This is a genomic window from Streptomyces sp. SKN60 (assembly GCF_026236535.1).
Taxonomy (GTDB): domain Bacteria; phylum Actinomycetota; class Actinomycetes; order Streptomycetales; family Streptomycetaceae; genus Streptomyces.
The window spans coordinates 101,477-114,767 of the sequence record NZ_JAHTMW010000023.1; the positions used below are offsets into that span (position 1 = coordinate 101,477).

The following is a 13,291-nucleotide window of genomic DNA, read 5'->3' on the forward strand; positions in this document are numbered from 1 at the left end:
GGGGCTTCGTCGTGTCACCCACAGAAACCAAGAAGACCGGTCGTTCAGCGGTGCTAAAGCTCCTGAGAGTCCACGCGTCCGCCAGGAGCTCGCCGCCCCAAGACCATGACATAATCTCGCGGTGATCAATCCCTCAGACATCGACCTGGTTGAATTCCTGACTCACTGGCACGGCGCGCCGCAATCTGTCGGTCGACCCTTGCCGGCCGAGGCTCTCCGGATTCCTCGGCCACTTCAGGAGTGGCATGAACTCGCCTCCCGCTGGACGAAGTTGAAGCGCGGCGGAAACCGAATGATCGAACCTTCCGAGATCCAAGCGGATCAGGGGAAGTTCGTCTTCATGAAAGATGCAACCGGTGACTGGATCTGGGCTTTTGGCGTACATGACCGAGATGCAGTGTTTGAGGGAATTCCGGGTGAAAATCTGGATCACGTGCCTGAACCCCTCCCCGAGTTCCTTAAGCATGTGACCGCCACCGAAACGCTCATGACGGCGGATTGCGCACGGTTGGGTGATCAGGTGCCGGACGAAGCGTTTCCTTCGATTCTCACTCTCCCATGCAGGAGGTCAGTTTCGGCGGCTGGAAGTGGCCGGACCCCGGTTATCGCACCTTCATGAGCGATTCCCTGATGGCTTCCGTGGGGCCAGCGGTGGATCCTGCTTCACCCTGGTTGAACAGGTCCGGTTCTTCGGCCGTGCGCATCGCGGGGATCGACCTGGCGTCCCTTGATTATCTGGACGCTGATGCCACCGTCCGCTGGATCGAACGTGAACCCGACGACGAGTACTGAGCCCGATCGTCAGCGGGTTCGACCCTCGGGCGGCTTCTCGGTCCGGATGACGGCACACGCCGTCTCCCTCGTCGACAGTTAGTGCTGTGACCGGGACGGTTCACTGGGATGGGGAGTGATGAGTTTGTCCCGTCCCGTTCGGGTCGGTGGTCGCCGTCAGTTCAACGTTGGGTGCCAGCGATGAGTGCGTCGACCTCTTTGGCGAGGGCGGTGATGTCGACCGTCTGGGCGGTGTCGACGGTTAGGGCATGCCCGCCCAGCCCGAGCGGTCCTGGGTGGGCGGCCCAGACCGTGACGCGGTCGCTGATCTCCTCGCGGGTGAGGTTCTGATCGAGGTGGCCCGGATGGCGTTTGCGTGTCCGGAACCGTTCAGCGACAAGTCCGGTGTCGCAGTCGCAGCACACCTCGACCAGCTGGGCGTCGAGTTGCTGGAGTCGGGCGGGGGCGGTGTCGCGGTGCCACCAGTTGACGAGGATGGCTCGCCCGGCGTCGGCGGCGAGTGCGAACAGGATGTCGTCGCTGGCCCGGCTCAGTCGGTAGCGCCATGCCTGATCGCCGATGCCGAGGGAGCCGTAGAGCGATTCCAGGATCACGTCTTTGTCGATGACCGGCAGCCCGAGTTCCGCGGCAAGTCCGCGGGCCAGGGTGCTCTTGCCGCTGGCCGGCAGACCGGAGACGATCACGAATGCGTTGTCGATCACCAGGTCAGTGTGTCGCAGCCCGATTTCCGGGCTGTCCACAGGGCGAGGCCGACGCTGCTCCCGTGCCGGTCAGGCCACTGTTCGCGGTGGTCTGCCGCCCCAGCGGATGGCCTTCTCGCTGCGAATGCGAGCGCGTTCACGGCGCAGGGCGGCCAGGATGTCGGGGTGCCGGGCGTTCTTGTTGCGCCAGCGCAGGTAGGCGTGCAGGGCCCGGGTCTGGACGGTGTGGTTGGGGTGGTGGGAGTTGGCGAGGGTGAACTGCCGCAGTGGTCCGAAGTGGGCTTCGATGGGGTTGGCCCAGGAGGCGTAGGTCGGGGTGAAGCACAGCTCGACCTTGTTCTTGGCCGCCCACCGTTTCATTCGCCAGTTCGTGTGGGCGGAGAGGTTGTCGAGGATCACGTAGATCGGGGCGCCGTCCGGACGGGCTGCCCGGATCGTTCGCATGGCCGCCCAGGTGTGGTCGATGCCCTTGCGTCTGTGGTTGACACCCCACATCTGGTCGTCCCCGACGGAGTAGCAGCCGTGGAAGTAGGTGATCCCGTGGGTGCGGGCGGAACGTCGCCAGCAGCCGGTCGGGGCGGCCTCGCTCGGCCCAGCAGGAGCCGGCGGTCGGGCGGATGCCCAGTGGCCCGAACTCGTCGAAGGCGAACGTGCGGTCGGGCCGCTCGTTGATCGCGGACTCGATGCGGGCGAGCTTGGCGTCGAAGTCCGGGTCCGGTGACTCCTTCCAGGTCTTCGTGCGCTGGAAGGAGATCCCGCGGCGGGCCAGTAAGCAGCGCAGGGCCTCCCGGCCGATCCGGACGGGCCGGGCTATGTTCCTGCGCAGGTGATCGGCGAGCTTGCGGATCGACCAGCGGGTGAAGGGCTTGCCGAGCTTGGTCGGGCGGGTGGTGGCCGTCTGGATGACGAAGTCCTCGTCGTCACGGTTGAGCAGGCGGAGACGGCCTCCCGCCCAGCGAGGGTCCAGGCATGCGAGCCCGATCTCGTTGAACTTGTGGATCACATCGCGGACGGTGTCCTCGTCCGCCTGGACCAGACGGGCGATCACCGGGACCGTGCTGCCGCCGGCCGAGGCCAGCAGCATCATCGCCCGCCGGAACCGCACCGAGCTGATACTTCCCCGCCGCACGACCTGCTGCAGCTTCTGCCCCTCCTGCTCGGTCAGCCCACGGACCCTGACCCGATGCGCCACCCTGCCTCCCCACGATGGTTGGAAGCGTCCTCACTTCCGACCACCACAACGAGCGACCCGGTGAACATTCACGGTCACAGCACTAGGTCGACGGCATCGTGCTCCAGGGACTCAGCCTGCCGCTCCACAACGACACCGAATCGGCTGAGGTGGCGGGCGCCGGCGCGCGCCACTGCCCGCCGACGCCTACCCCCACGTCGCCGAACTCGCCGCGGAACACGTCCTCAAGCCGGGGTTCGACTACGCCAACGAGTTCGCCCACGGACCCACCCCGGCAAAGAAGTAGGGCCTGCGTCAGGCCACGGCGGTGCCCTCCAGTTCGACCAGCAGGCCCGGGACCGCGAGTCGCGTGACGCCGAGCATCGTGGTGGCCGGTGCGACGCCCGCGGCGGACAGGCGGGCCGCGAGCAGGCCGTGGTGCGGGAAGAGGGCGTCGACGTCGGTCGTGTAGACGTTGAGGCGGACGAGGTTCGCGAGGGTCATGCCGGCGGCGGTGAGGACGGACTCCAGGTTGTCGAGGCTCAGGGTCAGCTGGCCGGCCATGTCGGCCTCGTGCTCGGGCTTGCCGTCCGGGCTCATCGCGGTCTGGCCCGAGATGTACAGGGTGCGGGTGTGGCCGGAGACGAGTTCGGCCTGGTTGAAGCCCAGTTCCACCGACCAGTTCACCGGGTTGATCGCCGTGCGTTCGACTGTCACGTCAGCTCCGTTCCGTTCGATTCGGATGTCGTGGGCAGGAGCCTCGCAAGGAATCACGACACCCTTCGTCAGGTATTCGGTTACGGTTCCGGGATGCGCGCCGACCGGTTGGTCTCCCTGGTACTCCTGCTGCGGCAGCGCGGGCGGATGACCGCCGACGCGCTCGCCCGGGAGCTGGAGGTGTCGACCCGTACCGTGCTCCGGGACATCGAGGCGCTGTCCGCGGCCGGCGTCCCGGTGTACGCCGAGCGCGGCCGGCACGGTGGCTTCGGGCTGCTTCCCGGCTTCCGGACCGAGCTCACCGGCCTGAACCATGACGAGGCGCTGGCCCTGCTGACCGCCGGATCGGGGCGCGGGGAGCGGGCGTTCGGGCTCGGGGCGGCGCTCGCGTCGGCGATGCGGAAGGTGGTGGACGCGCTGCCGGAGGGTCCTCGGGGGACGGCGAGCGACGCGGTGCAGCGCATCCTCATCGAGCCGGAGACGGACCTCCTCTCCCGTCGGACGGCCCCGGACGACGACGAGATCCCCGGCCCCGCGATGGCCGAGGTCCGGCGGGCGGTGCTCGCCGGGCACAAGCTGCGCATCCTTTACGCGGCCACGGACCAGGACCCCCGGTGGCGCACGGTCGACCCGATCGGGCTGGTCACCGTACGGGACAAGGCCTATCTCCTGGCTACGCGGTCCGGCGAGGACCGCACGTACCGCCTGTCGCGGGTGCGGGCGGCGGAGGAGCTGCCCGAGGCGGCGGAGCGGCCGGGCGAGGTCGATCTGGACCGGATCTGGCGGGAGCGCTCGGCCCGCTTCCTCGCCGACGGGGACCACGTCACCGTACGGATGCGGGTGGACCCGGCGCGCCGGGAGGAGCTGCTGAACACCGCGCTCGCCGTACGGATGGAGGAGTCCGGCACCGACGACTGGCTGCGGCTCGAAGTGACCTTCCAGGACGCGCGGCACGCCGAGTGGGCGCTGTGGCAGCTCGGAACGGACGCGGAAGCAATGAGCCCGGAGTCGCTGCGGGCCGCGCTGCGCGCCCGGGCCGTCGGGCTGGCCGCGCATTACGATGCCGGGCATGGCGTGCCGTATCAGTGAACTGATCCTTGACTGTGCCGATCCCGAGCGGCTCGCCGCGTTCTGGAGCGAGGTGCTCGGGTACGCGGAGATCGAGCGGGAGGAGGACGGCAGCATCGCGATCGGGCCGCCCGATGCCGGGTTCGGCGGCCCGCAGCCGACGCTGATCCTCAGCCCGAGCGACACCCCGAAGGCCGGGAAGCTGCCACTGCACCTGGACGTGAACCCCACGGACCGCGACCAGGACGCCGAGTTGGAGCGGCTGCTCGGCCTTGGTGCCCGGCATGCGGATGTCGGGCAGACAGGTGAGGAGAGCTGGTACGTGCTCGCGGATCCCGAGGGGAATGAATTCTGTCTGCTGCGGGCCCGGCTCGAACCGGTGTCATAGATCGAGCTCGGCGCGGACCGTCTTGCCCACGGGCAGGCGATCCAGGACGTCCCAGCGGGTCGCGAGCGCGTCGACGAGGAGCAGGCCGCGGCCCGAGTCGGAGAGCGGAAGCGGGGAGACGAGGCCGGGCCGGCGTTCGGTGCGGGTGTCGGAGACCTCGACGGCGAGGAGTCGTTCCGGGGTGTACGAGAGCGTCACCTCGAAGTCCCGGCCGGGGACGCGGCCGTGGGTGACCGCGTTCGCGGCGAGCTCGGCGACGATCTGGGCGACGGTGTCGGAGAGTGGCGTTCCGTAGGCGTGGCCCCAGCGGTCGAGCTGGTGGAGGGCGAGCCGGCGGGCGAGGCGGGCGCCGCGCGGGGTCGAGCTGAAGCGCTGGGTGAACACACGTACGGTGACCGGCACTTCGCGGGTCTGAGGGGGAGTCATGAGGCCACTGTGGCGACTTCCAGGCCGGTTCCCCAGGTCAGAAACTCGTACGCTCCGCAAGCGTACGACCTCGGAGTGTAGACAGTACTCATCACGGCCCGTGACGATGTGCGCACGAAGCACAAAGGAGGTGCGTGATGACAGACAGCGACGCGGAACCGGAGACCTCGGACAGCCTGAAGGCCTTCGGAGAGGTGATCAAGGCATTCCGCAAGCGGGCGGGGCTTACCCAGGAGCAGTACGCCCCGCGGGTGGGGTACTCGGTGGAGACGGTCTCGTCCGTCGAACAGGGACGACGGTTCCCGTCGCCGAAGTTCGTGGACCGGTCGGAGGAGTTCTTCGACGCCTTCGGGGCGATCAAGGGTGCGGCGAAGCACCTGTCGCGGGAGCCGGGCCTCGCCAACTGGTTCCGGCGGTGGGCGGAGAAGGAGGCGAAGGCGCTGTGCCTCTACACGTACGAGAACCGACTGATCCCCGGTCTGCTCCAGATCGAGGCGTACCAACGCATCCTCTTCGAGGGACAGTTGCCGCCGATGGGCGACGCGGAGATCGAGGAGAACCTCGTCGCTCGTATGAAGCGGCAGAAGTTGCTCACCGAGCGGGTCAACACCGCTTACAGCTTCATCATCGAGGAGCACGTACTGCGGAGGGAGACCGGCGGACCTGAGGTTCACAAGGCGCAGATCGAGCACATCCTGCGCATGTCGGAGCGGCGCAATATCGAGGTCCAGGTGATGGAGCAGAGTCGGGGTCATCACGCAGGTCTCGATGGAGCCATGCGGTTACTGGAGACTCCCGAGAACCGCTGGTACGCGTACTCCGAGGGGCAGGAGAGCGGGGTGCTCATCTCCGATGCCAAAGTCGTCGGCATCCTCCAGATGCGGTATGCCAGGATGCGGTCACAGGCTCTTACCCTGGAAGACTCCCAGAGCCTGTTGCGGCAGATGCGAGGAGCGACATGAGCACCACTGACCTGGCCTGGTTCAAGAGCAGTTACAGCAGCAGCGGCGACGGCGACTGCGTGGAAGTCGCCCTCGCCTGGCACAAGTCCAGCTACAGCGGCGGATCCGGCGACGACTGCGTCGAGGTCGCCACCTGCCCCACCACCGTCCACGTCCGCGACTCCAAGCGTCCGGACGACGCCCAACTGGCCCTCGCGCCCGGCGCCTGGAGCGCGTTCGTCGGCGGCTGCGAGCAGCTGTAGTGGCGTACCTGGACGAGCTGTTCTCCCTATCCGGGCGCAACGCCCTCGTCACCGGCGGCAGTTCGGGCATCGGCAAGGGCATCGCCCGCGCCCTTGCCCGGGCCGGGGCGTCGGTGGTGATCGTGGCCCGGCGCGAGGCCGAGCTGAAGGCGGCCGTCGACGAGATCGCCGCGCTCGGCGGCACCGCCGCCTGGGTGAGCGGGGATCTCGGGACCCGCGACGGCGTACGGGCGGCGGCCGAGGCCGCCGTGGAGGCGTTCGGCGGTGAGCCGGACATCGTCGTCAACTCGGCCGGGATCAACCTGCGGCCACCGCTGTCCGACCTCACCGACGAGGTGTGGGACCGGACGATGGCGGTGAACCTGGAGGGGCCGTTCCTGCTGGGGCAGCGCTTCGGGCCCGGGATGGCCGAGCGGGGGTTCGGGCGGATCATCCATGTGACGTCCCAGCAGGCGCACCGCGCGTTCGTCCAGTCCGGGGCGTACGGGGTGTCGAAGGGCGCCCTGGAGTCGCTGGCGCGGTCGCAGGCCGAGGCCTGGTCGCCGTACGGCGTCACCGTGAACACCCTCGTGCCCGGGTTCGTGATGACCCCGCTGAACGAGCGCCTGTCCGCCGACCCCGTGAAGGTCGCCGAACTGGCGGCCCGCACGATGATCGGACGGAACGGCCTCGCCGAGGACTTCGAGGGCGCCGCCGTCTTCCTTGCGAGCCGTGCCTCCGCTTACGTCACGGGGCAGGCGGTCTTCGTCGACGGCGGGCTCTCCGTCCACTGAGTCCGCCGCGCGGCGCCCCGAGGAGGGCCGGTGGCGTTACTGCCCCGGCTCTCCCGGCGTCGGCCCGCCCGCGAACCACTGCTCGCCGGCCGGGTCGGCCTCCTGCGCCAGAGCCGCCTCACCGGGCAGCTCCTGCGCCTGGGGCGGAACGGTCGGCGCCGCGAGCCGCGCCTTCAGGTCGGCGTTCTCGGCCTCCAGGTTCGCTATGCGCTTGCGCGCGAAGTAGAGCTCGACGACTGCGTCCTGGAACTCGGTGACCAGCTGGTCCGGGGTGAGCTGCACCATCGGTGGGTTTCCTCTCCTGTGTTCTATACGGGGGCGATACGGGTGGGGGATCCGCCGGAGCCGCGCCACCACAGCTCGCCGTTCTGGGCGTACAGGGTGCCGCCGCCGTGGGCGGACACGGTTCCGGTGGGCGGGGTCGTGACGTTGCCGATCTCCACGGTGCCGTCGACGAGCAGGCCGGGCTTCTCCGTGCGCTGGACGATGTGGACCTGGGCGCGCGGGGTGGCCCCCCGGTCGATGCCGATGCCGATGAGGCCGGTGCCCTTGACCGTGACGTCGTCCAGGCCCGCGTTGTTGCGCAACACGAGCAGGGCGCCCGTGGTGGGGCCGTGGGTGGCGGTGACGTAGATGCCCTGGGCGGCCGTGCCGGGCTTCGTGGGGTCGGTGGCGCCGGGCGTCTGGAGGTCGATGGAGAGCGCGGCGGCGTTGGCGTCGGAGGCGTCGGTGTAGCCGCGGTGCGCGATCTTCAGGGTGCCGCGGCCCGTCTCCGTACCGGACAGGTACATCGCGGACGTGCCGGGGTTGTCGGAGACGACGTTGAGCGCGACGCCGCTGCCGCTGGTGGCGGCCTGGTAGAGGGTCGCGGTGTGCTCGGTGGTGGACGTCGTCTTGAGGAAGGCCGAGTTGATGCCGCTGTCGGTCGTGAAACGGTCCGCGTGCACCTCGCCCGCGAACGTCTGCACCGGACCGGCCGCCTCGGCCGCGCCCGCTTCGGCCGCGCCCGCCTCCCCCGCCGTCGCTCCGACGGCCACGGTCACGGCTCCGGCCGTGAATCCGCCCATGAACAGTCTGCGTGTGACAGTCATGCCCCCTCCTTCGATCGATTCGGGTGATCGATTCGGGCGCCATTCTGTCAGGGCGACGCGACCGGGCCCCGGGCGGAGGAACCGCCCGGGGCCCGGTCAGCGATCACGTGCCGATCAGGTGCCGATCACGTGCCGATCAGCGCAGGTCGAACCGGTCCAGGTCCATGACCTTGGCCCAGGCCGCGACGAAGTCCGTCACGAACTTGTCCTTGGCGTCGTCCGAGGCGTACACCTCGGCGACGGCGCGGAGTTCGGCGTTGGCGCCGAAGACCAGGTCGGCGCGGGTGCCGGTCCACTTGACGTTGCCGTCGGCGTCGCGGGCCTCGAAGGTGGACTGGTCGTCGCTGGTGGACTTCCACTCGGTGTCCAGGTCGAGCAGGTTGACGAAGAAGTCGTTCGTCAGCTTGCCGGGGGTCTCGGTGAGGACACCGAGGGAGGTCTGCGGCTGGGTGACCCCGAGCGCGCGCAGACCGCCGACCAGGACGGTCATCTCCGGGGCGGAGAGGGTGAGCAGGTTCGCCTTGTCGACGAGCAGGTACTCGGCGGGGAGGCGCTGGCCCTTGCCCAGGTAGTTGCGGAAGCCGTCCGCGGCGGGCTCCAGGTTGGCGAAGGAGTGGACGTCCGTCTGCTCCTGCGAGGCGTCGACGCGGCCCGGGGAGAACGGCACCTCCACCGTCACGCCGGCGTCCTTGGCGGCCTTCTCGACGCCCGCGGTGCCCGCGAGGACGACGAGGTCGGCGAGGGAGACCTGCGTGCCCCCCTTGGCGTTGAAGGACTCCTGGACGCCTTCGAGGACGCGCAGGACCTGGGCGAGCTCGTCGGGGTTGTTGGCCTCCCAGTTGCGCTGCGGCTCCAGACGGATACGGCCGCCGTTGGCGCCACCGCGCTTGTCGCTGCCGCGGAAGGAGGAGGCGGCGGCCCAGGCGGCGGAGACCAGCTGGGTCACCGTGAGCTCCGAGCCGAGGATCTGCTCCTTGAGGGCGGCGATGTCCGCGGCGCCGAGGGTCTCACCGGTGGCCTGCGGCAGCGGGTCCTGCCACAGCAGCTCCTCGCTCGGGACCTCGGGGCCGAGGTAGCGGACGACCGGGCCCATGTCGCGGTGGGTGAGCTTGTACCAGGCGCGGGCGAAGGCGTCCGCGAACTGGTCGGGGTTCTCGTAGAAGCGGCGCGAGATCGGCCCGTAGATCGGGTCGAGCTTCAGCGAGAGGTCGGTGGTGAGCATCGTCGGGCGGTGCTTCTTCTCCGGGTCGAAGGCGTCCGGGATGGTCTCCGGGGCGCCCTTGGCCACCCACTGCTTGGCGCCGGCCGGGCTCTCGGTGAGCTCGTACTCGTAACCGAACAGGTTCCAGAAGAAGTTGTTCGACCAGCGGGTCGGCGTGCTGGTCCAGGTGACCTCAAGACCCGAGGTGATCGCGTCCTTGCCGACACCCGTGTTGAACGAGCTCTTCCAGCCGAGGCCCATCTGCTCCATCGGCGCGGCCTCCGGGTCGGCGCCCACGTGGTCGGCCGGGCCGGCGCCGTGGGTCTTGCCGAAGGTGTGGCCGCCGGCGATGAGGGCGACGGTCTCCTCGTCGTTCATCGCCATGCGGGCGAAGGTCTCGCGGATGTCGCGGGCCGCGGCGATCGGGTCCGGGTTGCCGTTGGGGCCCTCGGGGTTGACGTAGATGAGGCCCATCTGGACGGCGGCGAGCGGGTTCTCCAGGTCGCGGTCGCCGGTGTAGCGGGCGTCGCCCAGCCACTCGGTCTCCGGGCCCCAGTAGACGTCCTCGTCCGGCTCCCAGGCGTCGACGCGGCCGCCGCCGAAGCCGAAGGTCTCGAAGCCCATGGTCTCCAGGGCCACGTTTCCGGTGAGGACCATCAGGTCGGCCCAGGAGATCGACTTGCCGTACTTCTTCTTCACCGGCCACAGCAGACGGCGGGCCTTGTCCAGGCTCGCGTTGTCGGGCCAGCTGCTCAGCGGGGCGAAGCGCTGCTGGCCGGTGCCGGCGCCGCCGCGGCCGTCGCTGACGCGGTAGGTGCCGGCGGCGTGCCAGGCCATGCGGATCATCAGCGGGCCGTAGTTGCCGAAGTCGGCCGGCCACCAGTCCTGCGAGGTGGTGAGGACCTCGGCGATGTCCCGCTTGACGGCCGGGAGGTCGAGGGCCTCGAAGGCCTCGGCGTAGTCGAACTCCTCGCCGAGGGGGTTCGCCACCGCCGGGTTCTTGGCGAGGATCTTCAGGTTCAGCCGGTCCGGCCACCACTGCCGGTTTCCGCCGCCCTGGGTGGGGTGCGGGGCACGGGCGCCGTGCGCGACCGGGCAGCCGCCGGTGCCCTCCGACGCCGCCGCGTCCTCGCTGACAAGGGGTTCGTGCTTCTGCTCAGACATCGGTCTTTCCTTCCGAACCATTCCGGCTGTTCCGGCTGTACACCCTCTTGGCTACTACTGGAGTCGATCCTATGCTGGACGCAGTCCAAGTCAATACGACAGCCGGACTCCTACGAATGACGCGCGCCGCCATCACTCGCGCAGCAAGGCTGGTGACCATGAGCAACCTGCTGGAACGGCTTCGCCGACGCGGCTGGCGGATGACCGCCCAGCGGCGCGTGGTCGCCGAGGTCCTCGACGGCGAGCACATCCACCTCACCGCGGACGAGGTGCTCGCGCGCGCCACCGCGAGACTGCCCGAGATCTCGCGTGCGACCGTGTACAACACGCTGGGCGAGCTGGTCTCGCTCGGCGAGGTGATCGAGGTGTCCGGCGTCGGCCGCGCCAAGCGTTACGACCCGAACGCGCACCGGGACCACCAGCACCTGGTCTGCGCGGGCTGCGGCACGGTCCGCGACGTGCATCCGGAGGGCGACCTCCTGGAGGGGCTGCCGGCGGCGGAGCGCTTCGGCTTCACGGTGACGGGGGTGGAGATCACGTACCGCGGGCTCTGCCCGGTGTGCGGGGCGGCGGAGGCGGTGGAGTCCGCGGAACAGGTCCCCGAAAGCAGCTGAGCCGACCGGCGCGGGTCGCGCCGATCGGCTCAGGTGCTGGTGGTGCTGGAGCATCTCGCTCAGCTCTCGTGCTCAGCTCTCGCTCTCGTCCTCCGCCGGCTCCAGGCGGAGCGAGATCGAGTTGATGCAGTACCGCTGGTCGGTCGGGGTGGGATAGCCCTCCCCCTCGAAGACATGTCCGAGGTGGGAACCGCAGCGTGCGCAGCGGACCTCGGTGCGGATCATGCCGTGCGAGGTGTCGGCGACCAGCTCGACCGCCTCGCTGTCCTTCGGGTCGTAGAAGGACGGCCAGCCGCAGTGCGACTCGAACTTCTCGGTGGACGTGAAGAGCTCGGCGCCGCACGCCCGGCAGGAGTAGACGCCCTTGGTCTTGGTGTCCGTGTACTCACCGCGGAAGGCCGGCTCGGTGCCGGCAAGCCGCAGCACCTGGTACTCGGACGGCGTCAGCTCGGCCTGCCATTCCTCGTCGGTCTTCTCGACCTCGTACGCCATGAGTGCGCTCCTCAGTTCGTGGCCAGCCGGTCCAGGATCTTCGGGCCCAGGTCGGTGACGTCGCCCGCGCCCATGGTCAGAACCAGGTCGCCGGGCTTCGCCATTCCCGCCACGACCTCCGGGACGGCTGCCTTCTCGTGCACGGGCGTGACGTCGGCGCCGGCCGTACGGGCCGCGGCGACGATCAGCTCGCTGGTGATGCCCGGGATCGGGTCCTCGCGGGCCGGGTAGATGTCGAGCACGACCGAGGCGTCCGCGAGGGCGAGCGCGTCGCCCATCTCCTTGCCCAGCTCCTGGGTGCGGGAGAACAGGTGCGGCTGGAAGACGACGAGGAGGCGGGAGGCTCCGGCGGCGCCGCGCATGGCCTCCAGGTCGGCGGTCATCTCGGTGGGGTGGTGCGCGTACGAGTCGATGACCTGCACGCCCGCGGCCTCGCCCTTGAGCTGCAGGCGGCGGCCGACGCCGGTGTAGGCGGTGAGGGCCTGGGCGAGGGCGGCCGGGTCGATGCCGGCGCGGGAGCCGGCGGCGAGGGCGGCGGCGGCGTTGTGGGCGTAGTGGCGGCCGGGCACGGAGACGGTGAAGACGTGCTCGGCGCCGTCGAGGGCGACCGTGACCTCGCTCTTCATCCCGTTCGGGACGATCTTCAGGATGCGGGCGTCGGCGCCCTCGTCCTCGCCGACGGTGAGGACGGTCAGGCCCTCGCGGCCGGCGACCCGGCGGGCCAGCTCGCGGGCGCCCGCGTGCTCGCCGACGACCAGGGTGCCGCCGGGGCGGATCTTGGCGGCGAAGGCCTCGAAGGACTCGTAGATCTCGTCCATGGAGGCGTAGTTGGCGTGGTGGTCCAGCTCCACGTTGAGGACGATCGCGACGCTCGGGTCGTACTTCTGGAAGCTGCGGTCGCTCTCGTCGGCCTCGGCGACGAAGACCTCCCCCTCGCCGTGCCGGGCGTTGGTGCCGGGGCCCGCGAGGTCGCCGCCGATGGCGTACGACGGGTCGAGGCCGAGCTCGGTGAGCGCGACGGCCAGCATGGAGGTGGTGGTGGTCTTGCCGTGCGTACCGGCGACGGCGATCGCGCTCAGGCCGTCCATGAGGGAGGCGAGCGCGTCGGAGCGGTGCACGACCGGGATGCCGAGCTCGGCGGCGCGCGCCAGCTCCGGGTTGTCGGCGCGGATGGCGCTGGAGACGACGACGGCGGAGGCGTCGTCGGCCAGGTGCTCGGCGGCGTGGCCGATGTGCACGGTGACGCCCAGGGCGCGCAGGGCCTCGGCGGTCGCGGACTCCTTGGCGTCGCTGCCGGCGACCTTGGCGCCACGCTGGGCGAGGATCTTCGCGATGCCCGACATGCCGGCACCGCCGATGCCGATGAAGTGCGGCCGTTCCATGGCGGCAGGGATGGCGGGTGCCATGCGGTTCTCTCCCCGAGTGCGTGTCGCTGTCATGCGTGTCATTGCTTTGAAGGCCAAGCCTAGTGGTTCGGGGTGGGCGGGCC

16 protein-coding genes and 1 pseudogene are annotated in these 13,291 nt (G+C 69.8%); 8 read left to right on the top strand and 9 right to left on the bottom strand.

Going from position 1 to position 13,291, the window contains the following annotated elements; all coding sequences use genetic code 11:
- Nucleotides 1-121: 121 nt before the first annotated feature.
- A complete protein-coding gene (locus KV205_RS30490) occupies nt 122-619 on the top strand; it encodes a hypothetical protein (RefSeq protein WP_265867981.1) in 498 nt (165 codons plus the stop codon).
- The gene (locus KV205_RS30495; protein ID WP_265867982.1) at nt 616-792 is read left to right on the top strand and encodes a hypothetical protein; all 177 of its coding nucleotides are present in this window, start codon (nt 616-618) and stop codon (nt 790-792) included. Before KV205_RS30490 ends, KV205_RS30495 begins: the two co-directional genes overlap by 4 nt.
- Nucleotides 793-953: 161 nt before the next feature.
- Here KV205_RS30495 and KV205_RS30500 read toward each other — a convergent pair whose 3' ends face one another.
- The 3 genes and pseudogenes from KV205_RS30500 to KV205_RS30510 all read right to left on the bottom strand — a co-directional run bounded on the left by KV205_RS30500 (nt 954) and on the right by KV205_RS30510 (nt 3,381).
- A complete protein-coding gene (locus KV205_RS30500; RefSeq protein ID WP_265867984.1) occupies nt 954-1,493 on the bottom strand; it encodes an AAA family ATPase in 540 nt (179 codons plus the stop codon).
- Between the two features lie 69 nt (nt 1,494-1,562).
- A pseudogene (locus tag KV205_RS30505) lies at nt 1,563-2,685 on the bottom strand (IS630 family transposase).
- A 294-nt stretch (nt 2,686-2,979) separates the two neighbouring features.
- On the bottom strand, nt 2,980-3,381 hold the full coding sequence (locus KV205_RS30510) for a RidA family protein (protein ID WP_265867986.1): 402 nt from the start codon (nt 3,379-3,381) through the stop codon (nt 2,980-2,982).
- Nucleotides 3,382-3,474: 93 nt separating this feature from the next.
- Between KV205_RS30510 and KV205_RS30515 the strand changes: the two genes are divergently transcribed.
- Nucleotides 3,475-4,470 (top strand): YafY family protein, encoded by a 996-nt coding sequence (locus KV205_RS30515; RefSeq protein ID WP_265867988.1) that lies wholly within the window; start codon nt 3,475-3,477, stop codon nt 4,468-4,470.
- A complete protein-coding gene (locus KV205_RS30520; protein WP_265867989.1) occupies nt 4,451-4,837 on the top strand; it encodes a VOC family protein in 387 nt (128 codons plus the stop codon). The genes KV205_RS30515 and KV205_RS30520 overlap by 20 nt, the downstream gene beginning before the upstream one ends.
- Here KV205_RS30520 and KV205_RS30525 read toward each other — a convergent pair.
- The gene (locus tag KV205_RS30525; protein WP_265867991.1) at nt 4,832-5,263 is read right to left on the bottom strand and encodes an ATP-binding protein; all 432 of its coding nucleotides are present in this window, start codon (nt 5,261-5,263) and stop codon (nt 4,832-4,834) included. The genes KV205_RS30520 and KV205_RS30525 overlap by 6 nt on opposite strands.
- 137 nt (nt 5,264-5,400) lie before the next feature.
- On the opposite strand from KV205_RS30525, the gene KV205_RS30530 reads away from it, so the two are divergent.
- From KV205_RS30530 to KV205_RS30540, 3 genes are read left to right on the top strand one after another with little or no spacing between them, the layout of a single operon-like run.
- Nucleotides 5,401-6,225 (top strand): helix-turn-helix transcriptional regulator, encoded by an 825-nt coding sequence (locus tag KV205_RS30530; RefSeq protein ID WP_265867992.1) that lies wholly within the window; start codon nt 5,401-5,403, stop codon nt 6,223-6,225.
- Nucleotides 6,222-6,467, top strand: a complete 246-nt coding sequence (locus tag KV205_RS30535; protein ID WP_265867993.1) for a DUF397 domain-containing protein — start codon at nt 6,222-6,224, stop codon at nt 6,465-6,467. The genes KV205_RS30530 and KV205_RS30535 overlap by 4 nt, the downstream gene beginning before the upstream one ends.
- Nucleotides 6,467-7,240 carry an SDR family NAD(P)-dependent oxidoreductase gene (locus KV205_RS30540; protein ID WP_265867994.1) on the top strand — a complete coding sequence of 258 codons (774 nt, stop codon included), beginning with the start codon at nt 6,467-6,469 and terminating at the stop codon, nt 7,238-7,240. Before KV205_RS30535 ends, KV205_RS30540 begins: the two co-directional genes overlap by 1 nt.
- Nucleotides 7,241-7,276: 36 nt before the next feature.
- Here KV205_RS30540 and KV205_RS30545 read toward each other — a convergent pair whose 3' ends face one another.
- The 3 genes from KV205_RS30545 to katG all read right to left on the bottom strand — a co-directional run bounded on the left by KV205_RS30545 (nt 7,277) and on the right by katG (nt 10,696).
- Nucleotides 7,277-7,525, bottom strand: a complete 249-nt coding sequence (locus KV205_RS30545) for a hypothetical protein (RefSeq protein WP_265867995.1) — start codon at nt 7,523-7,525, stop codon at nt 7,277-7,279.
- A 23-nt stretch (nt 7,526-7,548) separates the two neighbouring features.
- On the bottom strand, nt 7,549-8,331 hold the full coding sequence (locus tag KV205_RS30550) for a hyaluronoglucosaminidase (protein WP_265867996.1): 783 nt from the start codon (nt 8,329-8,331) through the stop codon (nt 7,549-7,551).
- 136 nt (nt 8,332-8,467) lie between these two features.
- The gene (gene katG / locus KV205_RS30555; RefSeq protein WP_265867997.1) at nt 8,468-10,696 is read right to left on the bottom strand and encodes a catalase/peroxidase HPI; all 2,229 of its coding nucleotides are present in this window, start codon (nt 10,694-10,696) and stop codon (nt 8,468-8,470) included.
- 158 nt (nt 10,697-10,854) lie between these two features.
- On the opposite strand from katG, the gene KV205_RS30560 reads away from it, so the two are divergent.
- Nucleotides 10,855-11,310 (top strand): Fur family transcriptional regulator, encoded by a 456-nt coding sequence (locus KV205_RS30560; protein WP_265867998.1) that lies wholly within the window; start codon nt 10,855-10,857, stop codon nt 11,308-11,310.
- A gap of 72 nt (nt 11,311-11,382) precedes the next feature.
- Here KV205_RS30560 and msrB read toward each other — a convergent pair whose 3' ends face one another.
- Nucleotides 11,383-11,802 carry a peptide-methionine (R)-S-oxide reductase MsrB gene (msrB, locus tag KV205_RS30565; protein WP_265867999.1) on the bottom strand — a complete coding sequence of 140 codons (420 nt, stop codon included), beginning with the start codon at nt 11,800-11,802 and terminating at the stop codon, nt 11,383-11,385.
- 11 nt (nt 11,803-11,813) lie between these two features.
- A complete protein-coding gene (gene murC / locus KV205_RS30570) occupies nt 11,814-13,208 on the bottom strand; it encodes a UDP-N-acetylmuramate--L-alanine ligase (RefSeq protein WP_265868000.1) in 1,395 nt (464 codons plus the stop codon).
- Between the last annotated feature and the right edge of the window lie 83 nt (nt 13,209-13,291).

Coding starts and splice junctions, on each gene's coding strand:
- KV205_RS30495 (WP_265867982.1), top strand. CDS start 616: ATGAGCGATTCCCTGATGGCTTCCGTGGGGCCAGCGGTGGATCCTGCT.
- KV205_RS30515 (WP_265867988.1), top strand. CDS start 3,475: ATGCGCGCCGACCGGTTGGTCTCCCTGGTACTCCTGCTGCGGCAGCGC.
- KV205_RS30520 (WP_265867989.1), top strand. CDS start 4,451: ATGGCGTGCCGTATCAGTGAACTGATCCTTGACTGTGCCGATCCCGAG.
- KV205_RS30525 (WP_265867991.1), bottom strand. CDS start 5,263: ATGACTCCCCCTCAGACCCGCGAAGTGCCGGTCACCGTACGTGTGTTC.
- KV205_RS30530 (WP_265867992.1), top strand. CDS start 5,401: ATGACAGACAGCGACGCGGAACCGGAGACCTCGGACAGCCTGAAGGCC.
- KV205_RS30535 (WP_265867993.1), top strand. CDS start 6,222: ATGAGCACCACTGACCTGGCCTGGTTCAAGAGCAGTTACAGCAGCAGC.
- KV205_RS30545 (WP_265867995.1), bottom strand. CDS start 7,525: ATGGTGCAGCTCACCCCGGACCAGCTGGTCACCGAGTTCCAGGACGCA.
- KV205_RS30550 (WP_265867996.1), bottom strand. CDS start 8,331: ATGACTGTCACACGCAGACTGTTCATGGGCGGATTCACGGCCGGAGCC.
- katG (WP_265867997.1), bottom strand. CDS start 10,696: ATGTCTGAGCAGAAGCACGAACCCCTTGTCAGCGAGGACGCGGCGGCG.
- KV205_RS30560 (WP_265867998.1), top strand. CDS start 10,855: ATGAGCAACCTGCTGGAACGGCTTCGCCGACGCGGCTGGCGGATGACC.
- msrB (WP_265867999.1), bottom strand. CDS start 11,802: ATGGCGTACGAGGTCGAGAAGACCGACGAGGAATGGCAGGCCGAGCTG.
- murC (WP_265868000.1), bottom strand. CDS start 13,208: ATGGCACCCGCCATCCCTGCCGCCATGGAACGGCCGCACTTCATCGGC.